Here is a 17,074-nt window from a genome sequence, read left to right as displayed (position 1 = left end):
GATTAATCATGTTTATTTAACAGTAACATCCCCGTAACCATGAATGGTTGAACATATCATGCGGAGTGATGCTTCCAGGTTGCCATCGGCAGTTTTAAAAGCATCGGCATCAATGGTTAAAGGTGCGCCCAGAACAACAAGCGGAGCACCATAAGCCGGACATTGAATGGCCTGTTCCAGGGACAAGCCACCAACTGCCTGTACAGGGATTTTCACGGCATTAACCACTTCGCGCAGCTGGTCTAACGGACTGGGCATGCGTAATCCACGGGCAGCTATGCCCCTCCTTTCATCGTAACCGATATGATGGATTACATAATCACATCCAAGGTCTTCCAGCCACTTTGCAGCTGCAACCATATCGGGACAACCAAGGTTATCGCCCATTACTTTAACACCAAAATCACGGCCGGCCTGTACCACACACTTAATGGTTTCTTCGTGGGCCCTTGCCATAACCACTACATGGGTGGCGCCGGCTTTCGCCATCATTTCCGCTTCGAGGTAACCGCCATCCATTGTTTTCAGGTCAGCCACAATAGGAACATTCGGGAAAGCCTCGCGCAATAACCGGACGCCGCGCAAGCCTTCCGCCAGGATCAGCGGGGTTCCGGCTTCCAGCCAGTCCACGCCGGCACGCATAGCCATTGCGGCAGTCTCTAAAGCTTCGTCAATATTGGTTAAATCGAGGGAAATCTGAACAATTGGTTTCATATACAGCAATTTAAACTATTCTATCACTTTTAAGTAACGCCCCATCCAATAAGGCAAAAGGTATTCATCACCAGCCAGCTCGGACATACCGTTTTCGCCGCCGTCGAGTTCAAAAGCATTCGCATTGTGGCGGTTCATTGGCCTTTCGCCCGGTGGCAAAAGTACCTCAGTAGATTGTTTCCTGAAATTTGCAGGAAGCAGGACGATATCCTTCCTGTGCGAATTTTTAACATTCCATCTAACCAGGTCAAGCGGGTATTCCTGCAAATGCCAGTTAACAGATGGCGCGTCACAAACGCCGGCCGTTGCCAGGGAGATCAGGTTCCAAAGGGCATTCCTTTCCGGCTTTTCAATCTGCCAGTGGTCTGTAATTACCCACTTGTATTGTTCCTGCAATTCAGGGGTAAACGCATAACGGTATAATGGCCAGTAAGTCAAAAAAGCCATTTCATCATCAGAGTGGTTCCAGCCACCAATACCAAGGTCGATGCCCATCCGGATGGTACCCGGGGTCTCTTTTATTTTGGTATAGCTCACCATCATATTCTTCAGGTATCCGTGCTCGTTAATTAATTTATACGCTTCAGTCTTGTATTTTTCTTTTCCAGTTAATGCATATGCTAACTGAAGTCCGGCGAGGATATGGGCACTACCAAGTTTCCGGTCTTCTACTGATTCCGGGAAGGAGTTGATATATTCAGGGTTCCATCTTCCCCATAAAGTGGGTTTGCCATCGGCATCAACGAAATAATAATTATTATCGATAATATGGGTAAGGATTTTATCTATAAAATCTGCCACCCTTTTTTTCTCGCTTTCTGTTTCTGCAACCATTTCATTCAGTACGGATGCAATAAAAATATAGCCGCAAAATTCATCACTGCTGGTGGTTCCTTTCCATTCCCACTCAGGGTCCTGTGAGTCGCGAAAGGCAGCCGGTTCACCAACTTTAAAACCTTTCCGTTCGAAGGTCCTTGCAGGAAAGCCTTTCAAAGGGTTTATGGAAATAATTCTTTCAAAAGCTTCAAAAGCTTCCCAGGCGTAACGCTTGGCATTTTTGTCACCGGTAACAGCGTAACGGAATGCCTGGCTGCCGAGATAAAAAGAAGACCAGAGGCCATCATTATCTGTATCGGTCATTTTTGCCGAAGCAAGGTCGCCAGGTGATTGCAGGGTTACATTTGAAATAAAGCCATACCGGATATGCCTTTGCCTGATTTGATCCTGGAATAAATTGGCCTTATCTAAAAGTGTAAAAGGAATAAATTCAATTTTATTTAATCCGGATGGTGATAAGAAATAAGCATCACCTTTGCTGTCAGCCGCCATAGCAATTACCTTATCCTCATTCAACCATCTCCTGGAAGCATAATACCTGTAGTTTCCGGCGGGCTCTTTCATAAAAGCACCCATTGGTGTACCAGCCCAAACTTTATTGTCAATTACCTGCAGGCAGGAAATATTTTCAACCGGCACTTTGGTTTGTAATGAGAAACTTGAATCACCATTCAATTTATTGATCCCATAATAGCCTTTGGTTGTGCCCAGCACAATTTCGTTTTCCCTTAAAGCCATAGCCTGCAGGCCATTACCTTTATGGATTTGTGTAAAATGGTCATCAGAGAGTTTATATACTCCGTTTGCACTCAGGGCATAGAAAATTCCGTTATTCACCTGCACTGCATTTATCTTATCGGCAGGCTTTTTAATTTCTGTCAGCTTGCCATCCCTGCAGAGGGATACGGCATTTGCGCCAACCAGTAAAACAGTGCCATCTGCAGCCACTGCCAGCTGGTCAAATTTCCCTTTGGGTATATTGAGGTAAGGCACACCGGCATAGCCGTTTGTCAGCCATTTTTCCTCATAGAGGTAAAACAAGTGACCGGTATTTTCCTGTATGGTAATATCCAGCGGTTTTTTTTCTGCAATAGGTGTATACCGAAAATCTTTTACCAGGTCTTTCCCGTTCGTGCGGTAAACACCCTTATTAGTCAGCACATAAACATTATCGTTATAATCGACTACCACTTTTTTCAGGATAGCCCCTTTTAAGGTTTCAGGTAAACTGTATTGAATTGAAACAGGTTGCTTATAGACAGGCTCATTCGCAGGATTACCAAAACAAATGATTTGTGCGAAAAGAAGTACGAAAGTAGTAAGGAAGGAAAAGGATTTTCTCATGCTTTGTGAATGTTGGGATAAACTATTGAAATATGTGGCAAGCATGTATTTATAACATAGAACAAACTGGCCCTATAATAAGGCCAGGATGTTCTATGCTACTAGTATTTAGTTATTACGGGTTAATTGCTTATTGCAATAACCACATTTTTGAAAATTCATTATCTACTGCTGGTGACAGGGTAGATACACCTGCATCGTATGCGTCTTTGTTTTGACCGATTTCAGCACCCGGATAACGATACCGTACCGGGAAATCGCGGGTACCCAGATTACCATTCTGGAAGATATTGGGCAATTTTGTACGACGGATATCAAGGTATGATTCTGTTGAAACAAAGAATAGGGCCAGCCATTTCTGGTCAGCAATTTTCTCCAGATTCGGGGTAGTACCACCTGGTAAAGCAATAGCAGGCTGTGCTAAATAGGTAGAAATATCTGCATCTGAAATACCCCAGCGATGCAGTGAATAAGTAATGCCTTTCCTGTAATAAGCATCGGCATCGCCAGTAATCATTCCCTTAGCAGCAGCTTCTGCCAGGATGAATTGTACTTCATCGCTGTTCATGACCATTGCTTTAAGCAGTGGGTGCGAATTTTCCCGGAATAATTTAGAATACCTGGACACTTTAAAATTACCCACAACACCTCCAGCTTCTACATCGTAATGGCCATTACCGTTTTTCCAGTCACCGGGCATACCTGCAATAAAGCCGGCATAAACTTTATTAGAGTCCAGGATATTTTCAGATTGGGCCGCAATTTCCGCCTTATTCCTGTCTATTAATTCCCAGGTTGAAGTATAGCTATATCCATTAGGATCTGTGGTTGTAAAGCTAACACCATCAAGGGATTTATTACTGGTCCAGGGTTTTTCAACAGGGGCAATCCAAACATGCATACGCGGATCATTTAAACTTGCCAGTTTATCCACCAGCGTTTTACAAGGCCTTCTTTTATCGAACTCCTCATCATCAGGCCAGTTATTGGTACCACCCTTCCAGGAATTTTCGGCTGTTGCCCCAACAAATGGAATGGAAGCATTATCATCAGCTTCTGTAAAGATGGGTTGGGACGGGTCACTGAGAATTGCAGACATTTTAGCTCCCGCATCCGGCATCTTGGCTGATGCACGCATTAAAAGACGAAGCTTTAATGAGTTGGTGAATTTTTGCCATTTTACCTTATCACCGGCGAACATCAGGTCGTAAGTACTTGATAAGGGTTCAGTGCCGCTTGCGATCAGAGCGTTGGCATTGTCAAGTTCTGCCAGCAGACCAGTGTAAATATCCTGCTGGTGGTCATACTTGGGATAAAGAATACCTTCCCTACCCTTCAGCGCTTCGGTATAATAAATATCACCATAGAAGTCTGTAATGTAAGAAAACAGCAACACCCTGAAAGTCGTGAAAATACCTTCATGTGTACTTGAACCTCTATCATGTGTCAGACCGATGGCGCCATCAATTAGCTTAAGGATATTCAAAGCTGCATACATATCATCAGATGGTTGTTTAAACCCGTTATACAGGTTATCACCACCCTGGAAATTCCTCTGCATGTATTGCACTGCAGCTGGCAGTTTGCTGTTATCATAACCAAAGCCCTGGTAAAAAAGACTTGTTTGCTTGATAACAGAAGAAAGCAGGAACGGATCATTTACAGATTCTACAGCATCCAGTTGTTGCTTCTTGTCATAAGACCTAAGGGCATCTTTACTACAGGATGCAAGAGCGGCTATAGAAACGATTGCCAGTGATTTTATAATTAAAGATTTCATATTATTTATTTATTCGATCATTAATAATTTAAAATTCAACGGAAAGTTTGAAGCCATAAGAACGAATGCTGGGCAATGTAGCCCTAAGCACGCCAAGGCCTGTACCTACGCCACTGAAGGCAGATTCAGGATCTTCGTGACGGCCTGATTCGTTCCACTGGATGAGGTTCCTTCCGATAAACGACAGGGTTAAATTATTAAGCTTGTATTTGCTGGTCAGACTGGCTGGTACTGTATAAGCCAATGAAATTTCTTTCATTTTGAAGTTGGTTGCGCTATAGGTTCTTGTTGCAGCAAAATCCCAGATAACATCTCCATAGCTATTATAAGCAAACTGGTAAAAGGTATTGTTAGGATCTGCGCCATTAACTATATAGTCTGCATCGGTTGGCTTATCACCAGTAAAATTCGGGTTAACAAAAACGCCTTTTGCATAACTGGCATCACTCCAGTCTGCGCGCTGGCCATCATTATTAGTATTGATAGCCTCATACTGGCTGGATCCTGCAGCTGGCCATGGTAATCCACCATGCTCAGCATCCCTTCCACCCATCCACCAGGGGTTATTAGGACCAGAACCCAGGGTAGTTGATACCCTACCGTTTGATTCCAGGTATTGCTGGTTAACAGAAACATATTTACCACCTTTCCTGTAACTACCTACCAGGTTAAGCGCGAACTGCTTATAACGCAAAGTCGTGTTAAAGCCCACAATATAATCAGGGTTATAATTACCCAATTTACCACGGTCTTTTTCATCACCTGAAGTCTGGAATTCCCCGCCAGCTCCATCGAGTAGTGGCATTCCGGCATATTTTCCTTCTTTAACCCTAAGGATTGGGTTTTGCTCATAAATATTTCCAATTTCTTCACCAACAGCAATCTTCACCCTTGTTTTTCCATCATAGTCTGCAAATACATAACCATTTGGTGCAAACTGGTCAGAAAGCCTGGTGATTGTTGCTTTGTAATGGGTAAAGCTTCCGGAAATTGTCCAGTTCCAGTCTTTTGTCCTAACCGGGTTAATCGTTAAGCCCATTTCATATCCTTTGCTACGCACATCACCAATATTAGTCAGCATACCAGGATAACCTGTACCCGGTACAGTAGGAATATTGTCAATCTGGTCTTTCTGGTCTTTTATGAAATAAGTGAAATCAAATTTGAGCAAATTTTGCAGCATCCAGATATCAAGTCCTGCTTCCTGTGTAATAGAGTGCATTGGCTTAATATTAGGGTCAACCAATGTAGCATTAATACTTACGGTTTTAGCTGCACCCCAATTGCTCGGATCGTAAGAATAGGTGTCTACTGACCTTTGTTTTACTAGTCCGTTACCTACATCTGCCCAGGCCAACCTTCCCTTAACCAGGTTAAAAATTTCAGGAAGTTTAAACGTTTCTGAAGCTACCCAGCTTAAGGAAGCTGACGGATAGAAATAATTTATTTTTTCTTCCGGCAAAATACCCTTCCAGTCATTGCGACCTGTTATATCCAAAAACAACTGGTTTGCGTAACCAACACTTGCACTACCATAAAGACTATATGTCTGACTTGTTGCCCAACCAGATTGGGATACGAATAATTGTCCCGGCATAGCATTATTAAGTGTAAATAATGCAGGAGTAGATAATTTCGCTGCATTCATTTCCAGGCTATTGTTATTAGTATACTGGTAATTTCCACCGCCAAAAGCATTCAGGGAAAACTTTCCGAAATTTTTATTGTAGGTAAGAATAACATCAGTATTATAGATAGCCATGCTATTCGTTCCAGTAATATACTGCCCGTCACCGGTTTTAAACTTATCTGCCATCTTGGTTTTACCCCATGACTGACGGTATTCGTATTCTTCTTTTACACTTTCCATACCGGTACGCACTACCAGGGCCAATGGCTTGCTCAATTGCCAGTCTAACTGCACTTTCCCAAAGAAATTATCGCGGCCAAACCGGTTAATTTTCTCATAAGTCGACCACCATGGATTGTCGGTATCCACATCAAGGCCATTATCTTTCATAATGGCGCCATTTTGCTGGATATTTTCATAGCCTGTGAGCCAGTAATTTGTCATTTCGCTCAAAGGTTGCAGGTTGGCCGGGAAGTTGAACAATAAGTTATTGATCACGCTGTTTGAACCAACACTGTTTGCTTTATTGGGGGATAAAGTATGGATATAACTGGAGCTAACAGTTAATTTAACTTTATCAGTAATCCTGTAATCTGTGTTCAGGCTAATTGACTTCTGGTCTGTTTTAGTATTTGGCATCACTCCTTTATTATTCATATCACCAAAGGAGAAGCGGAATGATCCCTTATCATAATTACCATACACGCCGATTGTGTTCGAAAGGGTATTACCAGTCTGGAGGTATGCCTGCATCCTGTTTTCCATGGAAGAAGTCATACTTTTATTGAGCCATTTTTGCTGTTTGGTATCCCAGTAGTCGCCTGAGAATTTACCATCCAGTTTTGGTCCCCAGGTATCTGTATTGTCATATTGCCATTCGAAAGCCCTTTCACCCTGGCCATATTCCATTTGCTCCTCAATAAAATCGGTGGGTTTGTCCCAAACAGAGGAAGAGTTAAAGCTAACGCCGAGCCCTTTTTTGCGGCCCTTGCCAGTTTTGGTGGTGATCATAACAACACCATTACCGCCATCTGCACCATACAAGGCACCAGCACTACCACCCTTAAGAATGGTGATATTATCAATATCCTCCGGATTCAACTGCGAAAGGATATTACCAAAATCAACCCCGTTTTTATTGGTGAATGTTTGAGCTCCTACTGGTATACCATCAATAACATAAAGCGGTTGACCACTAATAGCAACATTGGCATTACTCTTTGTGGGCATTGCTGTGGTACCTCTTATATTCACTAAAACAGAGGAGGTAGGATCGCTACTAAGGTTGGTAAAGTTCACTCCGCTTACTTTTCCATCCAGGGATTTAAGCACGTTTGGGTTGCCGGCTTTTACCAGGTCTTCCGCTTTTACTTCACCAACTGAATAGGCCATGGATTTTTTATTGCGGGTAATACCCAGCGCTGTCACCACAACATTAGAAAGTTCAGATACCTGTGCTTCAAGCAGTACAATTACATCAGACTGTCCGTTTATTTTCAATTCCACTGCCTTATAGCCAACATAACTAAATACAAGTGTTGCGTTTGGGGACGCAACATTCAGGCTAAACCGGCCATCTGCATTTGTTGTTGTAGCATTTGTGGTACCTTTTTCAGAAACGGTAACATTTGCCAGGGCACCATTCTTGTCTTTCACTGATCCTTTAACTAAAAAATCAACCGGGGCGGTAATTTCGTTTTTTGTGAGGACCAGTTTCGGCTCCGGGATTTGTTTGATAACGTAAACGTTACTTACTTTTTCATAGGTTAATCCTGCAGGATTCAATACTTTTTTTAATAGCTGGTCCGGGTCTTGCTGCCGGTTACCTTCTATATTAATATCAGTCACTTTAATTTCCTTTAAGGAAACTGCCTGGTAGCTGAAATACACGTTATAAACACGTTGGAATTTCTGCATAAACAGTTCCAGGGAAATTGTTTTTGCGCCCATTTCTTCCGGAGCATCTTGCACCACCGAAGCATCGGCTGCAAGATTTTGTCCGATAGTGTTTAAGGGCGACACCATCATAAAGAGAATGCCCATCAATAAGGCAGGCAAGAATCTCAGTAAAGCATACTTCTTTTTCATCCCTGTTTGTTTTTGGTTACGTTAATGTTGAATAATTAACTGTTTGTTTTTTTGAACGATATCTAAATCCAAAGTCTTGGCGATTATATTCGTGAATGACGCTAAATCGGTAACCGGTATAATTCCATTTATAGTAAGAGACTTAACCTTAGGTTCAGTAAAAATGGTTTCAATTCCATAATAGGAATAGATAAGGTCGGAAATTTCTTCCATTGATGTGGAGGAAAAATGCCATTTCCCATCAGACCATGCCTCGTACAAACCAGCATCTGTACTGGATTTTACAAAGGATTTTTTCACAGGGTCAAACTGAACTTTTTCTCCGGGATCCATGAATACCGGCTCAAGGTTATTGTTGTCTGAACTAACTTTTACCTTACCACGGGCAAGTACAACTTCAGTTTCCCTACTGCGGGCATTGACATTGAATTCTGTTCCCAGTACAGCAATTGTAAGTGAATTAGCATGCACCCTGAAGGATTTATGGTCTGCTTTTTTCTTTATGCTGAAGAACGCATTTCCTTCAAGCTGAATTTCACGGCTTGGGGCTTCTGCCATATTACTGGCATAGGTTAATGTGGAATTTGCATTTAGAATCACAACGGAACTATCTGCCAGAAAAACCCTTTTGGATTCCCCTGGTCCGGATTTTTCAACAATTGCGTAAACTTTCTCAGGAGTTGCTTTGAATAAAGTTGCTGTCAGGAGTACAAGACCTGCAACAACAGCTGCGATTTTGAAAATCGCCATAGTACCTGACCTGGCTAAGCTATTCGAAGTGGTATTAGGCCTGATCTGGTCTAAAATCTGTTTCTTCAAATTGGATTTTTCCTCTGGAGTTAATGGTTCTACATCCTCGTCTTTATCGCTCTCCAGCACTAAAACCCTGGCCATTAAGACAGTTTCCTGTTGTTCAGGGTATAATTCAAGGAAGGTATTCCAGAAAAGTTCTTCGTCGGGCCGGGCAAGGTTTACCCATTGCTGAAAATATTCATCTTCAGCTAATTGTGCCGGCGTATACCCTTTGTAAATGGAAAATGTTGACTTCACTGACACATTAGAGAATCGTTTGAGTCCTTAATACTCAAAAATGTTAAAGTTTATTTTCAGTGTTTAAACACAGGGACCCCATATCCTGAAAATAATGCTGGAAATGGCCTATAAAAAAATAAAAAGGATAAGCAGGTACATCAGGTTGCGTAACTGGTGGATAGTCCTGAAAGCGAGGTTATTGACCGACTGGTAGTTTATGCCAAGCATTTCGGAAATCTGCTCATAACTAAGTCCGTCCGTAAAATGCAATTTTAAAATTTGCTTTTGCCGCTGGCTGAGCATGGAAATAGCTGTTTGCAGTTTTTTCTCTTTCTCGTTTTCAAGATCACGGGAAATAATGATACTTTCTATATTCAGTTCATCTGAAATGAAAGAATCTTCGAGTTGACCGTAAGAAATGGATTTTTCTTTTTTCTGCTTTTTCAGTGTAACAGAAAGCAGCACTTTAGAGAGATAGCTTTGGGAGTATTGAATTTCTGTTATTGAACTCCTGTATCTCCATAATTCCAGGAAAACCTCCTGCACAGCATCTTTTGCCAATTCACGGTTATTGGTAAGTTTGTAGGCTTTAATAAATAGTTTGTCTACATATTTATCATATAAAAAACCCAATGCCTCAGTATCCCCGTTTTTGAGGTTCTGCCAATAAACAGCATCTATGTTTTTCAGATTTGCTAACATGCTATGGCGAATGTATAAAAGCTTAATCGTTAATTTTTGCTGGTCAAATTCCTTAATCTAATTATAACCTTCCCAATATAACCGAAATATTTTTAATCAAAATCGCAGTTAAAATGAGAAATAACAGGCAATTATTATAACTGCCTGGGGTTAACCACCACATATTTAATGGTTTCACCTGTCTTATCCATTTGGTATGAATAAGTTATGTGTAAAAGCCCGTCTGTCGCCTGAATCAGCGATGGATAAGAGAAACTTCCCTTTCCAGGCGCTTCATTTTCCAGGTAATATTTCGATTTCCAGGTTTTGCCTTCGTCATCTGAAATAAAAAGGCCAATTCTATACCGGCCATCCTCGATATCATTTCCCACGAAAGCCCAGCGCCCGTCCTTTAAAACAAGTAATTCAACACTGGCCGTATTCGGGATTTCCGATTCTGTTGCCACAGACCAGCTTTCCCCCTTATCGCCGGATTCACTAACCTGAACCCGTGCGGGTGAATCCCCGTTATCCCGCATGTACGCTGCAATACGGCCGTCTTTCTTTAGCGCGAGAGCTGGCTGTACATTGCCCCTTCCAACAATTGGCAAGCTGGGGCGCCAGGTTGTTCCGTCATTATCAGATATAGCGACCATTGAAAAATTATAGCCGTCAGAATAAAGGGGAAGTAAAATTTTTCCACTATCCAGGACCAGGGGTTTAATGCGGGTCATCCACCCAATGCTCCGTTTTTTTATATCGTGACTGGCCTCAATGATCATTGCATCATATGACGGAGCATAGGCGGACCATCCCTTTCCGCGTTCTGGCAAAAATTTAAAATTTTTAGCAACTTCTGATACAAAATTGTCATTTGGCTTAAGTAAAATATTATCCTGCCAGTTCCAGGCAGGTGGGCCTGGTTTTGAAAAATCGGAAGATGTTTTAAATCTTAAGACCGAAGATTCCCACTGGTTAGCATTCACTGCAATCCAGACTAAGAAAAGTTTTCCTTTGCTATTCAGGAATAGAACCGGATTACAGTCTGGTATATTGTAAGTATCCGCTAACTCAAATGGTTCACTCCACACTTTTGCGCCTTTTTGCAGGCGCGCACCCATAATTTTCACGTCATCAGCAGTACGTTCGCCACTTCCCATAAACCATGCACATAAGAAATCACCATTTGGAAGGGCTACCAGGCTACTGCCATGGGTATGCTTGCTTTGCGGTGGAAATATCAGTGAGCTGGAAACAGGGGTAAGTTTTTGTGCAGAAGTCTGCGCAAAAGAATCATTTGCCATCAGAAGAAGGAGCAAGAAATAAATGAATTGTCTTTTCATGTTTTTTATATGCAACAATTATTAAAAGTTGGTTATTCTACCATTCAACGATTAATCTAATAATAATTCATGAAATGAATTATCGCAAAATAAGGTTAGCTGAATTACTAATCTTATATCCTTAATTTCGGCAGTCAATTTTGCTTTTCAGCAATTTAGAAGGCAATGACCATCAGCAGAAAAAATCAAAAAAAATCCTAATAACTATTTCATGCAGCATAATCCAGCTACGGTTTTGCCCCTGGAGAAGGGCAAACGATTATTATCCCTGGACATTTTCAGGGGTATCACAATGGCCGCGATGATCCTCGTTAATGATCCGGGGATAGAGTCACGTATTTATGGGCCATTAAAGCACGCCGAGTGGAATGGGATTACACCAACAGATTATATTTTCCCTTCGTTCATTTTTATTGTTGGTGTTTCCATTGTACTCTCCTGTTCAAAGCAATTGGAAAATGGCATTGCGAAAAAATTCATCCTGAGGAAAATACTAAGAAGGGTTGTCATACTTTTTTTGCTGGGTGTACTGCTCAGTATACTGCAAACCTTCGACTTCTCCAAAGTGAGGATAACTGGAGTATTGCAACGTATTTCAATTGTATTTTTTTGTTGTTCCCTATTATACCTGAACACAACGAAAAAATTTCAAATCAGGTTGGGTATAAGCATTTTGCTGGCTTATTTTTTACTGATGACAGTTGTCCCTGTGCCAGGATATGGATATGCCATCCTTGAGCCCGGAAAGAACCTTGCTGCATGGATCGACCAATTGGTTATCCCGGGAAAATTGTTCAACGGCACCTGGGATCCTGAAGGAGTGCTAAGTACTTTTCCTGCTATTGTAACAGGCATTGCCGGTATGCTGGCCGGACATTTATTGCTCAGCAAGAATACCGCTGAACGAAAAATCATCTGGCTTTTCTTTGCGGGCTTTATATCCTTTGCAATTGCCAACGCGTGGAATTGGTTCTTCCCGATCAATAAGAATTTATGGACCAGCTCATTTGTTTTATATACAGCAGGACTAGACAGTATGATGCTGGCTTTTTTATATTTCCTTGTCGATGTACTCGGAATAAAAAAATGGTCGAAGTTCGCGGTAGTCTTTGGTTCCAATGCGATTGCGGCTTACCTGGCTTCAGAAATATTCTACGATGTTATATATTACAGGTTTGGTGGAAAACAAGGCACGAGCCTGAATGAAACCATTATTAATGCAGTATTGCCATCAGGATTATCCCCGGAATTTATTTCATTGTTATGGGCTTTATTGTATTGCCTCTTTTGCTACATTCCGGTTTACCTAATGTACAGGAAGAAAATATTTCTCAAAATTTAATTTGCTGACTGCTAACCGCCGGTTCAAAATATATTGACAATGCGATACCTATTTATCTTAATTTTTATATTGCCTGTTTCATTGCTGTCAAATGCACAGGAGAATTCATTTACAGACACTACATTCTGGCAAGAATACCATAGCCCCTATCCTGTTACTGCAGATAATATGGATGCAGGTGCCAGGAGCATTGCTGTTGACAAAGATGGCAATGTATGGATCGCAACAAAATCTGGCGTGTTGCTGAAAAAAGCAAATGAAAAATTGTGGTCTTCACCATTTCCGCCAGCTGAAAACGGTCCTGCATTCAGCATTGCAACAAACAACCAGGGAGATGTATGGATGGGAACCTGGAAAGGTGTTTATTCCTTCAAAAATAATTCCCTGAAATTGCTGAATGGAACAGAAGGTCCTATAGCTGCTGTATGTACTGCAAAAGAAGGTTTATATGCAGCCGGCCCAAAAGGCTTATGGCGCTACAACGGACAATCATTTGTAAAGCTCAACTATGCCATTGGAAGGTCTGTCAGGAAAATAATATCAGATAATAACTATGGCGTATGGGTGGCTACTGATGTTGGTTTATATCATTGTACACCTAATGGTTTAAATCATTTTGTTGACACCACTTACCTGGTAAGTGCATACATTAACGGATTGGCAATTGATGCAGGTAACAGGTTATGGGCAGGCGGTCTTGGCGGGGTCAGTATCTTGTATAAGGATGTGAAAGAAAAAGTAATCCTTCCGAAAGATGGTTGCCCTTCCAGGTTTGTAAACTGTTTGAAGAAAGATGAAAATGGCACTATATGGATTGGTACAAATGTTGGGATTGCCCGGTTTTCATTAAATGGCAAACATTCCCTTTTGTTCAGCAGGCGATGGTTGCTGGATGACCATGTTAATGATATCGCCTTTGATGCAGATGGCAATGCCTGGGTGGCTACTGACAACGGCGTTAGTGCCATCATGAAAAAGAAAATGACACTTGCCGGCAAACAGGATTATTTCTATGATGTATTGATGAAAAGACATATCCGTGCGCCATGGATTGCCGGTTACTGTCGCCTGACCATTCCGGGGGATGTCAATTCATGGCAGCCTGAAGATGATGATAATGATGGTGAATACACAGGCAACTATCTCGCAATGGAATCCTTCCGCTATGCTACCACCAAAGATGATGACGCCCGGGAAAAGGCAAAAAAAGCCTACCATTTCTTACAGAAGCTTGAGGAGATCACTGGTGGTGACGGATATTTTGCCCGCACTATTGTGCCCGTTGAATGGGGAGACCGTGTGCATGATCCAAACCGGACTTATACTGAAAGGGAACTTGCTGATGAAATGGTAATTGAGCCCCGGAATAAACCAGTGGAAATCCGCTGGAGAAAATCTGCAGATGGCAAATGGCTTTGGAAGGGTGATGCCAGCAGTGATGAATGGTGCGGGCATATGATGGGCTATTACTTTTATTATGAACTTGCGGCAGATGAAGCAGAGAAAGAACAGGTACGAACACATGTCGCCAAATTAGTGGACCACCTGATTGCCCATAATTTCAATATGGTAGATGTTGATGGTACGCACACGCGCTGGTCTGTATGGTCACCGGAATCACTTAACAGGGATCCTGAATGGCAGCCAGACCAGTACCAGAATTCCATGGAACTGCTGGCTTTTTTGAAATTGGCTTATTATATGACCGGGAAGATGAAGTACCAGGAAAATTACCTGCGGCTTATCAAAGAAGAGCACTATCTCGATAATATGGCAAAGATTTTCCAGCAAAACCCCGGTTGGTTTATTTACTTTGATGTTAGCTTACAAGCATACATATACCCTATTTTATTGCATTGCGAAAAGGATCCTGAACTCCTGGCATTTTACCAGCAACATTTGGAGCAATGGATGGCGCGTCGGATAAATGACAAAAACCCGCTGCTCAATTTCCTGTATTGCTATGCAGCAAATAAGCAGCGCGAATTGCCTGCTTCCATAGATTTCTTAACCGACACCCCGCTGGATTTAATTGACTGGCATATTGACCATACAAAAAGGGAAGATATCACCCTTGTGCATGAACCGGTACTCAATGATTTACAGGTAAATGTTTTACCACCTGCATCTATCAGGATGGTTGTACGCTGGGATAAAAACCCCTGGAATGCAGTCGGAGGCCACCCCACTATGGAAAGGGAACCCGTGTTCTGGTTGTTGCCTTACTGGATGGGACGTTACCTGAAAATGATCCGGAAATAAATCAACCGGAAAATTAAGGAATTAATGCTTTTCCAATTTCAACAGGAAACCACCGCCTGGAGCCAGGTGCAGGCCTAAAGTCTCATTCCTTTTTACTCCACTGTTTTCCAAAATATAATCCGCTGCATAATGGTCGGCATTAACACCATCCTTGCAAAGTGTTGTTTTATATTCACCATCATCCAGGAAATCCAATTTCACGGAAAGGTCCCTTGGCGCCCATCCGGTCATACCGCCAATGTACCAATTCGTTCCTTTCCTGCGAGCAGTAATAATGAACTCTCCCGCTTTTCCATCAAGTACCCTGGTCTCATCCCAGGTTGTAGGAATTCCTCCAATCAGTTCCATATACTTTGGTTCCAACCAACCCTGGGAAGGGTTTCCTGAAAAAAACTGCATCGGGCTGTCGAATATTACCGGCATTGCAGCCTGGTGCGCCCTTGTGCCCTGACTCAGCACAATCCCCTCAATCATCCGGAAACTTTTTTTATTTGCATTGTTCAATGCACCAGGCTCATAATCAAGGGAACCGGCTAACATTCTCGTATAGGGTAAAAGCACATCATGGTCCGGGGAAACTTTTTCGCTCCAGATATTATACTCCGAACCCAGCACAGCTTCACGTGCTACAGCATTCGGATAAGTCCGGTTAAATCCCTTTGGCGGATAAGTACCATGAAACATGATCATGATTTTATGTTCGGCACAGGCCTTGGCAATGCGGTAATGGAAATTCACTGATTTCTGGTCATCGCGGTCAATAAAATCAGTCATAATAAAATCTATTCCCCATCGGTTAAACTGCTGTAAGGCGCTATCCAGTTGCCGGTCAAGTGTCATTGCCAGGGTCCACATCGCAATTTTCACCCCTTTTGCTCTGGCATAAGCAACCAGGGTGTCCATATTGATATCGGGATTAACTTTAAACAGGTCATTGTTATCACTCCAGCCGGCATCCATCATGATCCGGTCGAATCCGAAGCGCTGTGCAAAATCAATATAATATTTATAGCTGGCTGTGTTGCGGCCCGATTTAAAAGGTACATTAAAGAGGTTTACATCAATGATCCATTCATCTGTTATATTGCCAGGGTTAATCCAGGAAACATCGGCTACACGAGAGGGGGAGCCTAACCTGTAAACGAGGTCATTGGATGGTAAATCCTTATCCAGTTCGGAAATCATCAACACCCGCCATGGAAATGTGCGGTTACCTCTTGTAAGGGCAATAAAATCGCCATGTTCGGCTACCCTTACCTGGGAGTAAAGCGCTTCTGCAATAGTTTCTTTAACCGGGTAACCTGCAAAAATCCCTTTTAAGGCAGCAGACCCGGTTCCTGTTAAAAACATACCCGGATAGTCTTCCAGGTCCGATTCTGTAATTGCAATTTTGGATGTGGCTCCAGGCACAATTAAAACAGGCGTGTAGGCAATTGATGTTGCCGGGAACTCAGCAATTTTTTTAAAACTATACAGGTCTTCAAAACTGGTTTTAAAAGCATCTTCGCCGGCTTTTACAGGTATTTCAGGAAAGTAAGCGGAAGGCGTTCCAGGAAACCTGAATTCTGCAACTTCGTTTTTAATTTTAATGGAGTCTTTGAATGCGGTGGATATACGGTAAGCTACGCCATCATCATAGGCCCTGAACTCAATTTTGTAAGGCTGCTTAAACACCAGGGTGAGCTTATTATAGATATCCGGAATAATTTTCCGCTTTTCAGGAACCGGTGAAATAATCTCTTCTTCGACCTTTGCCACTGCAGATGATTTTATGGCGGCTTTAAAGGACATTGCCGGCTTATTCACGGGCTCCAGATCAATGAAGGATGGTTCCAGAATTATTTGGCCGTGCTGTCGCACCTGGTATGTCAACAGTTTACCCATCCATACCTGCACGCAAATTTTACCTGATGGCGAGCAAACCTGCAAGGTATCTGCACTTAAGGCCCTTGTACCTAATAATACCAATACTATAAGAAAGGATAAAACCCTTTGCTGCTTCATGTTTTCTATTTTCCGGT

General features: G+C 42.3%; 10 protein-coding genes. 2 read left to right on the top strand and 8 right to left on the bottom strand.

From position 1 onward, the window contains the following. Positions 1 to 12: 12 nt before the first annotated feature. The 7 genes from LAQ65_RS02725 to LAQ65_RS02695 form a co-directional block, all read right to left on the bottom strand. On the bottom strand, positions 13 to 714 hold the full coding sequence (locus LAQ65_RS02725) for an orotidine 5'-phosphate decarboxylase / HUMPS family protein (RefSeq protein ID WP_224115398.1): 702 nt from the start codon (positions 712 to 714) through the stop codon (positions 13 to 15). 15 nt (positions 715 to 729) lie between these two features. Continuing rightward, positions 730 to 2,895 carry a ligand-binding sensor domain-containing protein gene (locus LAQ65_RS02720; protein WP_224115397.1) on the bottom strand — a complete coding sequence of 722 codons (2,166 nt, stop codon included), beginning with the start codon at positions 2,893 to 2,895 and terminating at the stop codon, positions 730 to 732. A gap of 130 nt (positions 2,896 to 3,025) precedes the next feature. Next, positions 3,026 to 4,675, bottom strand: coding sequence for a SusD/RagB family nutrient-binding outer membrane lipoprotein (locus tag LAQ65_RS02715; protein WP_224115396.1), 1,650 nt, complete (start codon positions 4,673 to 4,675; stop codon positions 3,026 to 3,028). 28 nt (positions 4,676 to 4,703) lie between these two features. Further along, on the bottom strand, positions 4,704 to 8,393 hold the full coding sequence (locus LAQ65_RS02710) for a SusC/RagA family TonB-linked outer membrane protein (protein ID WP_224115395.1): 3,690 nt from the start codon (positions 8,391 to 8,393) through the stop codon (positions 4,704 to 4,706). Positions 8,394 to 8,414: 21 nt separating this feature from the next. Then, on the bottom strand, positions 8,415 to 9,443 hold the full coding sequence (locus LAQ65_RS02705; RefSeq protein WP_224115394.1) for a FecR family protein: 1,029 nt from the start codon (positions 9,441 to 9,443) through the stop codon (positions 8,415 to 8,417). A gap of 108 nt (positions 9,444 to 9,551) precedes the next feature. Further along, positions 9,552 to 10,127, bottom strand: a complete 576-nt coding sequence (locus LAQ65_RS02700; RefSeq protein WP_224115393.1) for an RNA polymerase sigma factor — start codon at positions 10,125 to 10,127, stop codon at positions 9,552 to 9,554. 134 nt (positions 10,128 to 10,261) lie between these two features. After that, positions 10,262 to 11,449 (bottom strand): sialidase family protein, encoded by a 1,188-nt coding sequence (locus LAQ65_RS02695; RefSeq protein ID WP_224115392.1) that lies wholly within the window; start codon positions 11,447 to 11,449, stop codon positions 10,262 to 10,264. A 211-nt stretch (positions 11,450 to 11,660) separates the two neighbouring features. On the opposite strand from LAQ65_RS02695, the gene LAQ65_RS02690 reads away from it, so the two are divergent. Both LAQ65_RS02690 and LAQ65_RS02685 read left to right on the top strand, forming a co-directional pair. Next, entirely contained in the window at positions 11,661 to 12,791 is a 1,131-nt protein-coding gene (locus LAQ65_RS02690) for an acyltransferase family protein (protein WP_224115391.1), read from the top strand. A 39-nt stretch (positions 12,792 to 12,830) separates the two neighbouring features. Then, on the top strand, positions 12,831 to 15,053 hold the full coding sequence (locus LAQ65_RS02685; RefSeq protein WP_224115390.1) for a ligand-binding sensor domain-containing protein: 2,223 nt from the start codon (positions 12,831 to 12,833) through the stop codon (positions 15,051 to 15,053). A gap of 21 nt (positions 15,054 to 15,074) precedes the next feature. On the opposite strand, the gene LAQ65_RS02680 is transcribed toward LAQ65_RS02685, so the two are convergent. After that, a complete protein-coding gene (locus LAQ65_RS02680) occupies positions 15,075 to 17,057 on the bottom strand; it encodes a glycoside hydrolase family 97 protein (protein WP_224115389.1) in 1,983 nt (660 codons plus the stop codon). Between the last annotated feature and the right edge of the window lie 17 nt (positions 17,058 to 17,074).

The sequence above is a fragment of the Flavihumibacter profundi genome (assembly GCF_020076305.1).
Taxonomy (GTDB): domain Bacteria; phylum Bacteroidota; class Bacteroidia; order Chitinophagales; family Chitinophagaceae; genus Flavihumibacter; species Flavihumibacter profundi.
The sequence above is the reverse complement of the archived record's forward strand: the minus strand, read 5'-3'. Positions and strand labels throughout refer to the sequence as shown.

Bases quoted from the DNA above. Each gene is read 5' to 3' on its own strand.
- LAQ65_RS02700 (WP_224115393.1), bottom strand. From the start codon at position 10,127: ATGTTAGCAAATCTGAAAAACATAGATGCTGTTTATTGGCAGAACCTC.
- LAQ65_RS02695 (WP_224115392.1), bottom strand. From the start codon at position 11,449: ATGAAAAGACAATTCATTTATTTCTTGCTCCTTCTTCTGATGGCAAAT.
- LAQ65_RS02720 (WP_224115397.1), bottom strand. From the start codon at position 2,895: ATGAGAAAATCCTTTTCCTTCCTTACTACTTTCGTACTTCTTTTCGCA.
- LAQ65_RS02715 (WP_224115396.1), bottom strand. From the start codon at position 4,675: ATGAAATCTTTAATTATAAAATCACTGGCAATCGTTTCTATAGCCGCT.
- LAQ65_RS02725 (WP_224115398.1), bottom strand. From the start codon at position 714: ATGAAACCAATTGTTCAGATTTCCCTCGATTTAACCAATATTGACGAA.
- LAQ65_RS02710 (WP_224115395.1), bottom strand. From the start codon at position 8,393: ATGAAAAAGAAGTATGCTTTACTGAGATTCTTGCCTGCCTTATTGATG.
- LAQ65_RS02690 (WP_224115391.1), top strand. From the start codon at position 11,661: ATGCAGCATAATCCAGCTACGGTTTTGCCCCTGGAGAAGGGCAAACGA.
- LAQ65_RS02680 (WP_224115389.1), bottom strand. From the start codon at position 17,057: ATGAAGCAGCAAAGGGTTTTATCCTTTCTTATAGTATTGGTATTATTA.
- LAQ65_RS02685 (WP_224115390.1), top strand. From the start codon at position 12,831: ATGCGATACCTATTTATCTTAATTTTTATATTGCCTGTTTCATTGCTG.